Genomic DNA, 14,342 nt, shown 5'->3' with positions numbered 1-14,342 from the left:
TCGATCGTGAAGACGGGGCGGGATTCCTGGACCATGAACCGCGGGCGGGGTCAGCGCTGCTTCTTCTTCAGCGCCTTCTCCTGGATCGGCGCCCGGCCGGTCGCCGCGAGGTCGGCGTAGTACGCACGGGCCTCATCCTGACGCTGCTTCTCCAGACCGCTCGCGATGGGGGCACGCACGTGCTCGGGCTCGTAGCCGAACGCGTTCACGAGGTCGAGCGCATACGGGCGCAGGCGGGTGCACAGGCGATCGATGTAGCTCGACACGGCCGCGGCGCGCTGCGTCGACAGGCGTCCGTTGATGAGGTGCCAGGCGAGATGCTTCTCGATGAGCTGCAGACCGAACAGGTCACGCAGCCAGGTGAGCACCTTCTTCGTGTCCTCGTCGTCGATCTGGTGCACGGCGTCGGTGAACGCCTCCCACTGCAGCAGTTCGCCGTGCGCGCGGGCCGCCTCGATGAGCTCTGCCTGGTTCTCGTTGAACAGGCGGGCACCGAGCGCCTTGTCCTTCGCGCCGGGGCGCAGACGCGAGGCGATGTCGGCCACCATCTGCTGCACACGGCCCGCGAGCAGGTCGTGCTGCTGCTCCTCGCGCAGGCCCCGTTCGACCGAGCGGCTCACCTGTCCGAAGTCGGAGACGGCCTGACCGAGCTGACGCAGGCCGGCGCCGTGGAACAGCTTGCCCGCCGTCATCCCGACAGCGAACTTCGCGAGCGCCGCCGCATCCTTGCCCTGGAACTGCTTGGCGTAGTCGGTGAGCAGACGCTTGCCGACGAGCTGCAGCAGCACGTTGTTGTCGCCCTCGAACGTCACGTAGATATCGAGGTCGGCGCGCAGACCCACCAGACGGTTCTCGAACATGAACCCGGCGCCGCCGGTGGCCTCACGGGCCTCCTGCAGCGTGTCGAGCGCATGCCACGTCGACAGCGGCTTGAGAGCCGCAGCCAGCGTCTCGAGGTCTTCGCGGTCGGCCGGGGTGTCGGTGCGACCGGAGAAGACGCCGTCGAACTTCTGCAGGAACTCGTCGTGCGCGAAGATCTGCGCGTACGTCGTCGCCAGGCGCGGGAGCAGACGGCGCTGGTGCTTGCCGTAGTCCATGAGCACGACCTCCTGCCCGTCCGCGCCGTCGAACTGGCGGCGCTGGGTGGCGTAGGTGATCGCGATGTGCAGGCCGAGAGCCGAGGCCCAGGATGCCGCGCCGTCGAGCGACACGCGCCCCTGCACGAGGGTGCCGAGCATGGTGAAGAAGCGGCGGCCGGGGCTGTCGATCGCGCTGGAGTACGTGCCGTCGGCCGCGACATCGCCGTAGCGGTTGAGGAGGTTGGTGCGTGGGATGCGCACGTGGTCGAACGAGAGGCGCCCGTTGTCGATGCCGTTGAGTCCGCCCTTGAGGCCGTCGTCCTCGCGGCCGATGCCGGGAAGATCGACGCCGTCGTCGCCGCGCAGCGGCACGTAGAAACAGTGCACGCCGTGGTTCACGCCGTTCGTGATCAGCTGCGCGAACACGGTCGCCGCGACCCCGTGCAGGGCCGCGTTCCCGAGGTACTCCTTCGTCGCCCCGCGGAACGGGGTGTTGATGACGAACTCCTCCGTCTCGGGGTCGTAGGTCGCGGTCGTTCCGACCGCCGCGACGTCGGAACCGTGACCGATCTCGGTCATCGCGAAGGCGCCGGGGATGGAGAGGTCCATCACCCCGGGGAGCCACTTCGCGTGGTGCGACTCGGTGCCGAGCTGCAGGATCGCCGAGCCGAAGAGCCCCCACTGCACGCCCGACTTGATCTGCAGGCTGGGGTCGGCCACCACGAGCTCCTCGAAGCCGGCGATGTTGGCGCCGTTGTTCTCCTCGCCGCCGAGCGACTTGGGGAACGCGCGGTGCACGGCCTTGTTCTCGACCAGCAGGTGCAGTTGGCTGAGCACGCGCTCGCGGTGTTCGTCCTTGCCGAGCTCATCCTTGCGCCAGAACGCGGAGTCCTTGATCATCTCGCGGGCCTGGCGACGCACGTCACCCCACGTGCCCATCAGGGCGTCGTTGACGCGGGCGACATCGAGGTGCAGGTGCGCATCCGCGGTGTCGGTGGAGGGGCGAGTCGTCTTCGGACGGACGGCGGCGTCGACCATGAGCGTTCCTCTCAGAGGGAAGTGGGAATACTGCCATGGTAGGTCTGCCACAACCACGGGCGAAGTGCTCTGTCCACTTCCTCCAACACCCGGCGGGCACATCTCCCCGCCGCGTTGTCGTCAGACCACAGTCCGCGCCTGCGCCTCCGCGTCGGGGCTCACCGTTCGCGGCGTCGTCGGCTGCCGCTCGACCCCGGCCTCCCGCCAGCGCCGCCTCGTCCCCGCACTCAACCGCCCCCAGGTCCGGTCACGGATGAAGATCGCATCGATCGCGATCATCGTGAGCGAGAACCACGGCAGTCCCATGAGCACCGCGATGCCGATGTGGAAGGAGAGGATGCCGAGCAGGCCGATCAGCCGCGTCGGACGAGTCAACAGCATGAGGGGGAAGGCGACCTGCAGGATGATCGACCCCCAGCTCGCGATCGTGACCATCGGCCCCCAGGCGGTGACGAGGTCGCTGAGCACCGGCCAGGTACCGAACCGTGCCGTCTGCAGCGGGTTGTAGATCGCGTACCCCTCTTCCCACGGGGCACCCCCCGCCTTGTACAGCGCCCCCGAGGCGTACACGAAGCACACCTGCGCGGTGAGGGCGACGAGGGCGAGGTTGTGGAACATGGTTCCCAGCAGCGCCGGCTGGCTGTTCGGGGCGAACCACTCCCCCGACTTCGCCCGACGCCTCGCGTCCAGCGACCACCGGGCCGCGGGGTCGGCGAAGAACAGCAGCAGCAGGGCGATGCGGAACATGTTGTCGCCCTGATCGCCGACCATGTCGTTGGCCTCGATGAAGCCCACCCAGAGGCAGAAGAAGATCGGGAGCACGATCCGGAACCGCCACCCCAGGACGAACAGCACCGCGAGCGCTCCGAGGAGGAGGTAGAGCGCCGTGTACAGCACGTCGTTGCCCATCGCGGCATGGAAGGCGCTGAACACCCAGATCTTCGGGAACTCGCTCACCGGCTCGGCGAGCTCGCCGTTCCAGGCCGATCCGGATCCGAACGTGTAGAGGCGGGTGCTGAAGTTCGAGGCCAGCAGGCCGATGGCGGTGACGCCGAAGAGGATGCGTGTGACCGCGAGCCCGTAGAGTGCCTTCTTGCCGTTGAAGAGCCAGTCGCCGACGAAAGCAGAGATGCGGTCGATCGCCGAGAGCACCATCGCCCAGAGCCCGCCGATCATCGACGAGGCGAACGTCAGCAGCCGAGTGAGGAACGACCGCGGGGGCACAGTGCTCGCAGGAGCGGGCGCGGGTTCACGAGGAGGAGCGGGAGGCGTGGACACCGGCGCCGGCGCGGTCGTCGTGCTCCGGGGCAGGGCTTCCTTCTTCGTCACGTCCTGCTTCGCGCCGGGCTTCCGCGGCGCGGTCCTCGTCGGCGCGCTCACGGCTGGATCCTCTCGAACTGGGCGCGGAAGGTGTCCGCGAAGTTCTCACGGCTCTGCCCTTCCTCTTCTATGGGAAGTCTCCATCCGGTGGTCGAGAACGTCGGATCGGGCCGCTGTGCGCTCGGATCGTTGCGATCCTCGTACGGGATCACGTTCTGACGACTCACGCGGTACTGCACTTTGACCACGGCATCCGCACCCCAGATCGCATAGGCCACCTGGGTCGCGTACGCGGTGGAGAGGTGCTCTTCGGCCATGTACGCCTCCGTCGACGGGTTGTCGCCCTCGAGCTTCTCGAACGAGCGCACCATCCACTCCTCCCCGTCGTCCTTCGCGAAGTCAAGACCGACCACGGCCTGCTGATCGGCGTTCAGCTTGTTGTAGGCGTTCATCTGTCCACTCGCCACCTCGCTGGACTGGATACCGGCGCGGGGCGGGAAGAGGTTGTAGCGGATCATCGACAGCTCGACGTCGGTGGCGCTGACCCAGCCGGTCTCGACCTGCTCGCCGTCCTTCTCGATGACGGCACGGACGTTGAAGTGGTAGTCGCCGTTGATCGGCTCCGGCGCGAAGACGCTCCAGGACTGTCCGAACATCGGCAGCATGTACCCGGCCAGCACCTCCTGCGTGGGGATCTCCCGCAGGGCGGAGTACGGCGCGATCCACAGGAAGGACGCCCCGATATGCCACAACGTCAGGAGGCAGGCGGCGAAGGCGATGAGCTTCACCCACCAGGTCGGACGCGGACGCACCACGGCCGTGTCACCCGACGCGGACACGTCGGTCTCCGGTGAGGACTCGAGTTTCGTGCTCATTCACTTCCCTCCGTACCGCCGAGGGTCGGGACCGCCGTGGGGAAACGGTCCCGACCACTCAGCGTTCCTGCATCGCGATCACTCCGTCTGCACCTGGGGCCGTCGGGATCTCGCGAGTCTCATCGCCCCCAGGCCGAGCATGAGGAGCAGTGCGGCCAGAGCGATCCATCCGCCCTGGACCTGTCCGCCTGTCGTGGCCAGACCCGACGCCACCACCTGGAACGAGGCCGATACGCTGCCGGACGTCGCTCCGGTCAGCGTCACGGTGTGGGTTCCGAGATCGGTGTCGGTGGGAACGGTCCAGGTGAAGGTGACCGTGCCCTGCGCGTTCGCGACCTGGGTTCCCAGCGCCACGGGGGCGGAGGTCATGACACCCGTCACCGTCTCGCCGGGCCTGAAGCCCGTGCCGACCGCGGTCTGTTGCTTGCCACGCTCCAGCACCGGGGACTTGAGCGCGATGGCGATGTTCCCGGTCGGGTCGGCCGCCGCGTCCGCCGAGGCGCTGGCGGTGGCATCGGCGGATGCCGCAGCCGTGGCTTCGGCCGAGGCGTCAGCTGCAGCCGATGCCGATGCCGTGGCCGACGACGAGGCGTTCGCCGCCGCTGCCGCCGAGGCGTTCGGATCCGCATCGGCCGAAGCCGAGGCATCCGCCGCACTGGTGGAGGTCGCGTCGTTCTGCGCTGCCGCCTGAGCCGCTGCCGCCGCAGAGGCATTCGCCGCTGTGGTGGCCGTGGTCGAGGCATCCGTGGAGGCATCGGTGGTCGCCGCCGCCTGGGCCGCGGCGTTGGCCGACACGTCCGCCGCAGCGGATGCCTGGCTGGTCGCGTCTGCGAGTGCCGCAGCCACTGCCGCTGCTTCCGCCGAGGCGTTGCTGTCGTCGTCGGCCTGCGCAGAGGCCGACGCCGACGCGGAGGCGTTGGTGTTGATCTCCGCCGATGCGTCCGCCGAGGCGACCGCATCCGAAGACGCATCGGTCGAGGCGTTCGCGATGGCTGCCGCGCTCGCGTTCGACGCCGCGCTCGTACTCGCATCCGACGTGGCCGATGTGTCGGCCGCGGTGTTCGTCGTGGCGTCGGCCAGCGCTGCCGCCTGGGCGGCGATCGCCGCGCCGGCGTTCGCCTCCGAGGTGGCATCCGCCGTCGCCGCCGTGGACGAGGTCGCGGTCGCCGCTGCCTCCGATGCCGCTTCCGCCGCCGGGTCGGCCGCAGCCGATCCCTCCGCCGTGGCGTCGGCGAAGGCCGCGGCCTGCGCGGACGCTTCGGCGACCGCGGCGGTGGTGGCGTCGGCGTTCGCCGAAGCGGATGCCGAGGCTGTCGCGTTCGTGTTCGCCGAAGCCTCAGACGATGCGTCCGTGGACGAATCCGTGGTCGCTGCCGATTCCGACGAGGCAGCGGAGTTCGACTCCGCCGCCGTCGATGCCGCGGCGTTCGCGTCGTCCGACGCGTCCGCTTGCGCGGCCGCCTGCGCCGCGACGGCCGCCGAGGCGTTGGCCGCGGAGGTCACATCCGTGGTCGCGGTGGTCGAGGCATCGGTCGTCGCCGCGGCCTGAGCCGCCGACGTGGCATCAGCCGTCGCTGCCGCCGAGGCGGCCGAGGTGGCATCCGCGAGGGCAGCGGCTTCCGCAGCTGCCTGAGCCGACGGGTCGCCGTCTGCCGTCGCGTCAGCCGAGGCGGACGCCGAGGCTGCCGCGTTCGTGTTGACGTCGCCCGGATCGCCCGCAGTCACCTCGGTGGTGTCCGATCCGGTGACCGCACCCGCGGTCGCCGTGAGCGTGTAGCCCGTTCCCGGCGTGGTGCCGGCCGGAACCGGATAACTCGCCGTGAAGGCACCGGAGGCATCCGTGGTCGCGGTCACCGGACCGCCGACGTCGGCGCCGCCGCCCGGAGCCGTCAGCTGCAACGACACCGAGGAGCTCACCGGCCACCCGGAACCGGTGACGGCCAGGTTCGTGCCCGCGGGGACCTGCGCCGCCGCATCCACCACGACCGGAGCCGCTGTGACCTCCGTCGTGTCGGTCGCCGTCTGCGCGCCCACCGAAGCCGTGACCGTGTAGCCGGTCCCTGCGGGTGTGCCGGCCGGAACCGGGTAGTCGAGTGCGAAGCCGCCGAGAGCACCGGTCGTGGCGGTTCGAGGCGTGCCGATGGCCGCACCGCCGGGAGCGGTCAGCTGCACCGACACCTCGGTGTCGGCCGGCCAGTTCGTCCCGGTGACAGGCAGATCGCTGCCGGCCTGCACGGTCGCCGCCGCGTCGATCGCGGCCGCCGCCGTCACCTCGGTGGAGTCAGTCGCGGTCTGGGTGCCGACGGTCGCCGTCACGGTGTAGCCCGCTCCGGGGGTCGCAGAGGCCGGCACCGGGTAGTCGAGCGTGAAGCCGCCCGTGCCGTCGGTGGTCACCGTCTCCGGACCGCCGACGTTCGCACCACCGCCGGGAGCGGTCAGCTGCACCGACACCTGCGTGTTCGCCGGCCAATTCGTCCCCGTGACCGGAAGCGACGTTCCTGCCTGAACCGTCGCCGCTGCGTCGACGGCCGCCGCGGCCGTGACCTCGGTGGTGTCGGTCGCGGTCTGGGTGCCGACGGTCGCCGTCACGGTGTAGCCCGCTCCGGGAGTCGCAGAGGCCGGCACCGGATAGTCCAGCGTGAAGCCGCCGGACACATCCGTCGTCACCGTCTCCGGACCGCCGACGTTCCCGCCGCCGGGAGCCGTCAACTGCACCGACACCTGCGTGTTCGCCGGCCAGTTCGCTCCGGTGACCGGAAGCGACGTCCCTGCCTGCACGGTCGCCGCCGCGTCGACGGTCGCCGCCGCCGTCACCTCGGTGGTGTCGATCGCGGTGACCGCTCCTGCCGTCCCGGTCACGGTGTACGCCGCGCCCGGCGCCGCAGACGCGGGAACCGGGTAGTCGAGCGTGATCTCGCCGGATGCGTTGGAGGTCGCCGTGACCGGCCCGCCGACGTTCGCGCCCCCGCCGGGAGCCGTCAGCTGCACCGACACCTGCGTGTTCGCCGGCCAATTCGTCCCGGTCACCGGCAGGCTCGTGCCCGCCTGGACGGTCGCGGCTGCGTCGATCGACGCGACCGGCGCAGCCGTCACCTCGGTGGTGTCGGTCGCCGTCTGGGCGCCGACCGATGCCGTGACCTCGTATCCGGTCGCCGCCGGCGTTCCCGCCGGGACGGGATAGGCCAGCGTGAACGTGCCGGAGCCGTCGGTGGTCACGAGTTCGGGACCACCGATGTTCGCACCGCCGCCGGGAGCCCGCAGCTGCACCGACACCTGGGTGTTCGCGGGCCAGTTGGTTCCCGAGACACCGAGATCCGTGCCCGCCTGCACCGCGGGTGCCGCGTCGATGGCTGCCGCAGCGGTGACCTCAGTGGTGTCCGTCGCCGTGCTGGTTCCGTCGGTCGCCGTCACGATGTAGCCGGTGCCCGGCGGCGTCGCCACCGGAATCCCGTACGCGAAGGTGAAGGCGCCGTTGGCATCGGTCGTGACCGGCAACGGGTCGTTGACGATGCCGCCGCCGGCGGTGGTCACCTGGATGGTGACCTGCGTGTTCGCAGGCCATCCCGAGCCCGTCACAGGGAGGTCGGTTCCCGCCTGGACCGTGGCGGCCGCGTCGATCGCGGGGACGGCCGCCGCCGCGGCCTTCACCGTCGACGATCCGAGGTCGAGCGAGACTCCGCCACCGACGGCGGGGAGCAGATTCACGCCGAGCGCGCGCACGGTGAAGCTCCCTCCGGGGATGTCTCCTGTCGCCGGCTGCTCGTTGATGGTGATGGTCGCGACCTGCGACAGCACGCCCTGCAGAACGGGATCGAGCGTCGAGAGCACCGGTCCGGTGATCGCGGCGAGCGCGGGCTGCACGAGAGGGATCACGCTGTTCAGCGCGGTGTTCACGAGCGGACCCGTCGTGGTGGCGACCGCATTCGTGACGGCAGCGACCACCGGGTTCAGCAGGACGCCGATGTTGAGACCGGCGAGGCTGATGTCGGTCGCGACCACGGGAACCGGCGTCGCGGTGCCGGCGAACTGCGCCAGCGAGCCCTTGACCGTCACATCCCCTGACACCAGTGGCGTTCCGGTGAGCGGCACCGTGAGATCGACCCCGACGGTCAGCGTCACCTGGAGCGCGTCCAACGTCGACTTCAGGATGGTGGAGACCTTGCCGTTCAGGCTGTTCGGGTGGGTGCCGGTGAGGGCGGAGGTGATGCCCTGCTGGATCGCGGAGATCGTCGTGGCCGACAGCACCGGGGTGTTCGCCGGCAGGGAGTTGAGGTCGGCCCCCGCCCCGGTCTCGACGAGGATCTTGGCGAGATCGACGGACACCGTCCCGGTGTTCAGATCGACCAGCACCGAGCCCGTCGTGTTCTCCACCGGTGTCTGCAGCACCTGCGTGGTCACGGTCTGTCCGACGGTGTCGAGTCCGGCGATCGCGACCGTTCCTCCGGTCGCGGTGAACGCCGCGACGAGCGGCACGTCGGGAATCGCATTGATCGTGTTGACGATGGTCGTGGTGAGTGCGGTCAGCGCTCCGCCGGGGCCGGCGAGATCGCTCACGGGGGTGACGGTGCCCTGGATCGCGGAGGCGAGTGTGCCCGAGAGACCGGCGACCAGGTTGCTGTGCAGATCGAGGTTCAGGTCGGCGATGCGGTACTGGGAGGTGACCGTTCCGGCGTTGGATTCGGCACGCGATGCGAGTGCGCCGATGCCGACCGACGCCTGGTCGAGCACCGCGTCGGTGAGTCCGGCGACGGCGAGTTGGTCGAACAGATCGGTGAGTTCGAGGGTGCCGGGGTTCACGCTGCCGTCGATGGCACCGGTGTCGATGGCGCCACCCGAGGTGATGGTCCCGGATGAGGCGATCGACTGCGTCTGGGTCGGCGACGAGCTGAAGCTCTGCGCTGCGCCCAGATCGCCGAGTCGCAGCAGACCGGGCGTCCCGGGGGTGCCGTCGGTCAGGAGCGGCACGTTCAGCGTGCCCACGTCGATGTTCAGCGCCTCCAGCAGCCCGACGTCCAGCCCGCCGAGCTCAGAGCCGGGGGCCGCCGGGTTGCTCGTCAGCGTGTGTCCGAGCGCCGCGATGTCGAGGCCGCCGAGCAGGGCGGCGGGCAGCTGGATGATCTGCCCCTGCGCGACAGACGGATCATTCGGATTCGCCGCGTCCAGCGCATTCGCCGCCGTCGGCACCAGTGCACTCGCGAGGATCACCGCGCCGACGGTGACGCCGGCGATGCCTCCTCCTACCGCTCTGCGTCGCCGCAGAGTCCTCTCCTGCAATTCCATTCGCTACTCCCGTGTGATGCGATCTTCCGCGTCACATGGCCCCCCCACGGGTCGACTTCTGTCGGCCGAGCGATGTTGCGCTCATTCTTACGGGATCCCGAATGAGAAGTCCAGCATTCGTCCAGAAATCGTCCGGTGAACGTCTTCGCGCGAGACATTTCGAAACGCGGGGACCGTGCAGCGACGGGATGCTCCCGGCGAGAGGATGCCGGGACGCCGAACCGCCCCGCATGCCGAAGCTTGCGGGGCGGTCTTCCGGACGGTGCGACCGGACTAGAGCGAGAGCCCGTGACCGAACCGGAACAGCGGATCGGCGGTGTCGAACGGCACATCGGGACGGGAGGCTTCGACAGCGTCCATCGACCGCGGCAGGTCGAACGGCAGCCTGCCCTGGGCGGGGAACGCGGCGCTGAGCACGTCGAGGAGCGCGGCGCTCGACGCCCCCCAGTTCACGGTCACCGCGGCCGCGGCCTCGACGATCGGGGTGAGGATCGGCGGACGATCCGCGAGCACGTCGACGACGGTCGGCACGACGGCGGCGACGGCGCGGACGTGCGCGACCACATCGTCCGAGAACGCGAGAGAGCCCGCGTGGAAGAAGTTCTCGAACATCGTCTCGCGCTCTTCGAATGGAGCCTGCAGGCGGATGACGGCCAGGTCGGCTTCCTCCGGCGTCGTGACGATCTCCCCGAACGATGCAGCGACCGTCGAGTCGACGCCCTCGACGTAGAGCTTGCGGCCGGGGGCCAACGGCAGGGCACCGTCGTTCATGAGCACCGTGATCGAGGCGCGCTGGGCGGCCTCCCCCGCGGCTCGGAAATCGGCTCGCCCGACGATCTCGTCGGCCGCGTCCTCGTCGACGTACGGGTTCTCGAACAGCCCGAGCTCGAACTTCTCGCGCAGGATGCGGCGAGCCGAGACGTCGAGTCGCTCCTCGGTCACCTCACCGTCGGCGATGAGCTCGAGCAGCAGCTCCGGGTTCGCTTCGCCGCCGAACTGGTCGGCTCCGGCCTCCAGCACCTTCTTCATGCGCTCGCGCGGCGTGAGATCCTCCACGCCCCAGGCACGTGCGGGGAAGGGCTGACCGAAGATCTCGGAGTCGCTGATCAGGCCCCAGTCGGTGCACACGAGACCGTCGAAGCCGTAGCGCTCACGCAGCAGGCCGGTGATCACGGACTTGTTGAACCCGAATCCCACCTCCTCGTACTCCGTGCCGACGGGCATCCCGTAGTACGGCATCATCTGCCGGGTCCCCGCAGCGAGCGCGTCTTCGAACGGCTTCAGGTGAAGCTCGAACTCGCCGCCAGGATAGATCTGCTCGCGGCCGTAGGGGAAGTGCGGGTCCTCGCCGTCCTTCTGCGGACCGCCTCCGGGGAAGTGCTTCGTCATGGTCGATACGGAGCCGGGCCCGAAGGACTCCCCCTGGAACCCGCGGATGTAGGCGGCGCCGAGCTTTCCCGACAGTTCCGCGTCTTCGCCGAAGGTCGCCGTCTGCCGCGCCCACCGCGGCTCGGTCGCGAGGTCGACCTGCGGGTGCAGCGCGACCCGCAGCCCGACCGCCGTGTACTCCTGTCGGGCGATGTCGGCGAAGCGCTCGACGAGCGCCTCGTCACGGGTGGCGGCGAGGCCGAGGGTCTCGGGCCATTGCGAGAAGGGGCCGGCGAGGATCGACGCACCGGGGTTCTCGCTGAACGAGTGCCGCGGGTCGGTCGACAGCGTCACCGGGATGCCGAGACGCGTGGATGCCGCCAGTCGCTGCAGCGCGTTCTGCCATGCCGCGATCTCGCGGCCGGTCGGCGCCGCACCGAGCAGGTTGAAGTGCGTCATCCGCTTGGTCTCGAGGAATTCGCGCGCCGATGGAGTCGCGAAGACCGGGTTCGGCTCTTCGAGGTCGCCGATCGCGATCATGGTGTGGAAGAAGAGCCCGGCCTTCTCCTCGATCGTCATGGCGTCGAGCAGCAGCTGCACCCGTTCGTCGACGGGGAGATCGGTGTCGAGCCACGGGCGTGCGGTGATGGTCTCGGTCATGGTCACTTGACTCCCTTGATGCGGTAGACGAGAACGGCGCCGGCCAGCGCGACGACCGCGCCGAACAGGTACCAGGTGGTGTAGCCGCCGAGCGGTGTGGCTGCGCCGATGGCGATGATGCCGGGGGCGATGGCCGGGGCGATCGACTGCGGCAGGGCGTTGGCGATGTTCAGCACACCGAGGTCCTTGGCCACGTCGTCGGGGTTGGGCAGCACCTCGGTCGCGAGGGCCAGGTCGACCGAGAGGAAGGACCCGGCGCCCAGACCGATGATCGCCTGCGCGATGATGACGGTCGTGACGTCGGGAGCGACGGCGAGGATGACGAGGCCCACCACCATGATCACGCCGGCGATCGCGACGAACGGTCGGCGCTTGCCGATCTTGTCGGAGAGGAATCCGCCCAGCGGCGACGAGATCGCCATCGCCGCCATCGAGGCGAGGTTGGCGGCCAGGATGATGCCGACCGCGCCCTGCTCGTCGAGACCGAACTTGGTGACGAGGTAGAGCGGCAGGAAGGTGGCGATACCGGCGTAGCCGAACATCACGAAGAACTTGGTGAGCCAGGTCCAGCCGAAGTCGGGGTGCTTGCGGGGGTTGAACACGAACGAGCCGAAGAACATGCCGACGGTGAACTTCTCGGCCGGCTTCTCGGTGAGGCGACGGTCCTTGAGGGTCACGACGAACACGATCACGAGGATCAGGGCGATCACGCCGGGGACGACGAAGCGCTCGAAGTCGCCGGGGAGGAAGTTCACGAGGAAGCTGCCGGCGAGGATGCCGATCGGGGTCGTGATGCCGATGATGCCGGAAACCTTGCCTCGGCTGGTGACCGGCACCTGATCGGGCAGCGTGGCGTTGGCCGCGGCCAGCACGGCGTTCATCGCGGTCTGCACGAGGCACCAGGCGAGCAGGACCATCCACACGGAGGTCGCCGAGCCGATGAGGAGGAAGCCGCCGAGCCCGACGATCGCGCCGCCGAGGATCCACGGACGACGCATGCCCCAGCGCGAGGTGGTGCGGTCGGAGAGTCGACCGACGAGGGGGTTCGCGATCAGGGCGAAGATCGCGCCCACGCCCATCACGAGTCCGAGGCTGCCCTCGGTGTTCACGGGGTCGATGTGCTGGATCTTGAATGCCATCGACACCATGACCGGGGTGAGCAGGGCGAGGTAGACGCCGAAGTTCACGGCGGCGAGGCCCGGCGTGTAGCCGCGCGGGGTCTTCGGCGGCGTGGTTCCGGGGGCCTTGAACCCGGTGGTGCCGACCGCGGCCGCCGTGGCGGCGGATGACAGCTCTGTCATGACAGTCCTTTCGATTCACCGCACGTCTTCGGGCGATGCGGTCTGGGATGACGATACACCAATCTCGACCGTCTGGTAACTGAAACCAGACCGATTGGTAATGAGCGAGGATAGGATGTGGAAGGAGGATGCGATGACGACGACGGCGACCGGCTCCCGGCACGCGCGCGCTGCCGCCACGCGCCAGCGGATCCTCACCGCCGCACATGACCTGTTCGTCACGCGCGGCTACCGGTCGACGTCTCTGCGCGATATCGCCACCGCGGCCTCCGTCAGCCATCCAGGGCTCCTCGGCCATTTCGCCTCGAAGGACGACCTGCTCGGCGAAGTGGTCGCCGAGCTCGAAGCCGAGAACGAGACCGTGTTCAGCGCCATCTCGGCCGCCTCCGAGCCGGGCGAGCTGGTGTTCTCCGGCATCGCCGAACGGAACGCGCGCACCGCAGGCTACCTCGAGCTGTTCGCCGCGCTCACGGGCGAAGCCTCTGCTCCCGGACACCCTGCGCACGAGCGGATGCGCGCCCGGTACTGCCGACTCCGCTCGCTGAGCATCGACGTCCTGGAAGACGCGAAGCACCACGGCGTCATCGCAGCCGATCGCGATATCGACGGGGAGACGGTGCGACACACCGCCGGATGGGACGGGCTGCAGCTGCTGTCGCAGTATCTGCCTGATCGCGTCGACGTGGTGGAGATGCTCGAGGAGCGGGAGAACCTCTGGGCACTGCCGCTCGGGTGGCGGGACCCCGACGACGAGCCCTCTTCAGACAGCTCTGACCCGGCGGGGCCCCTGCCCGCACTGCGCACGACCGCTGCAGCCGACGTCGATCCCGGCTATGCGGTCGGCCGTCGTCGTCGCGCGCAGATCCTCGCCGATGCGACCCGCCTGTTCGCCCGCGACGGCTACGGCGACACCAGCTTGCAGGACATCGCGACCGCGGTCGGGGTGTCGAAGTCGACGCTGCTGCACCACTACCCGTCGAAGGAACTGCTGCTCAGCGCCGTCCTGACCGAACGCGACAGCACCATCAACCAGAACCAGGGGTTCGCCGGCGCCGCGTCAGCGGGCGAGCTGCTGCGCGGCATTCCCGACGGTGCCGCGCTCAGCGCGCAGGAGGAACCCGGTCTGATCGAGGTGTATGCGGTGTTGTCGTGCGAGGCCGTGCCCGCCGCCCACCCCGCGCATGACTACTTCGCGATGCGGTTCGCGAACGCCCTCGACTACTTCACCGAGCTCTTCCGCCTCGCCCGGATCGACGGCGATCTGCCGGCGCATCGAGACCCCGAGCACGAGGCCACGTGGCTCATCGCGATGTGGGACGGACTGCAGTACCAGTGGCTGTACGACAGGGAGCGGCTCGACATCGCCACCCACCTGCGCGCACATCTCGACGACGTGCTGCCTCCGCGCTGAGCGCGCGCGG

Annotated in this window: 7 protein-coding genes; 1 reads left to right on the top strand and 6 read right to left on the bottom strand. The window is 69.4% G+C overall.

Features of this window, described 5'->3' with window-relative positions; all coding sequences use genetic code 11:
- Nucleotides 1-50: 50 nt before the first annotated feature.
- The 6 genes from MST3598_RS02860 to MST3598_RS02835 all read right to left on the bottom strand — a co-directional run bounded on the left by MST3598_RS02860 (nt 51) and on the right by MST3598_RS02835 (nt 12,921).
- The gene (locus MST3598_RS02860) at nt 51-2,117 is read right to left on the bottom strand and encodes an acyl-CoA dehydrogenase family protein (protein ID WP_029258888.1); all 2,067 of its coding nucleotides are present in this window, start codon (nt 2,115-2,117) and stop codon (nt 51-53) included.
- A gap of 120 nt (nt 2,118-2,237) precedes the next feature.
- On the bottom strand, nt 2,238-3,497 hold the full coding sequence (locus MST3598_RS02855; RefSeq protein WP_051670987.1) for an HTTM domain-containing protein: 1,260 nt from the start codon (nt 3,495-3,497) through the stop codon (nt 2,238-2,240).
- Nucleotides 3,494-4,312: a DUF5819 family protein gene (locus MST3598_RS02850; RefSeq protein WP_029258886.1), complete on the bottom strand. Its 819-nt coding sequence runs from the start codon at nt 4,310-4,312 to the stop codon at nt 3,494-3,496. The genes MST3598_RS02855 and MST3598_RS02850 overlap by 4 nt, the downstream gene beginning before the upstream one ends.
- A 78-nt stretch (nt 4,313-4,390) precedes the next feature.
- Nucleotides 4,391-9,592 (bottom strand): choice-of-anchor G family protein, encoded by a 5,202-nt coding sequence (locus MST3598_RS02845; RefSeq protein WP_096359391.1) that lies wholly within the window; start codon nt 9,590-9,592, stop codon nt 4,391-4,393.
- Nucleotides 9,593-9,865: 273 nt separating this feature from the next.
- Nucleotides 9,866-11,620, bottom strand: coding sequence for a glycoside hydrolase family 3 protein (locus MST3598_RS02840; protein WP_029258761.1), 1,755 nt, complete (start codon nt 11,618-11,620; stop codon nt 9,866-9,868).
- A 2-nt stretch (nt 11,621-11,622) separates the two neighbouring features.
- The gene (locus MST3598_RS02835; RefSeq protein WP_029258760.1) at nt 11,623-12,921 is read right to left on the bottom strand and encodes an MFS transporter; all 1,299 of its coding nucleotides are present in this window, start codon (nt 12,919-12,921) and stop codon (nt 11,623-11,625) included.
- A 133-nt stretch (nt 12,922-13,054) separates the two neighbouring features.
- On the opposite strand from MST3598_RS02835, the gene MST3598_RS02830 reads away from it, so the two are divergent.
- Nucleotides 13,055-14,332, top strand: coding sequence for a TetR/AcrR family transcriptional regulator (locus MST3598_RS02830; protein WP_096359673.1), 1,278 nt, complete (start codon nt 13,055-13,057; stop codon nt 14,330-14,332).
- Nucleotides 14,333-14,342: the final 10 nt, after the last annotated feature.

Origin of the sequence: Microbacterium sp. TPU 3598, assembly GCF_002356155.1 — a bacterium.
In the GTDB taxonomy this organism is placed as follows: domain Bacteria; phylum Actinomycetota; class Actinomycetes; order Actinomycetales; family Microbacteriaceae; genus Microbacterium; species Microbacterium maritypicum_A.
The sequence above is the reverse complement of the archived record's forward strand: the minus strand, read 5'-3'. Positions and strand labels throughout refer to the sequence as shown.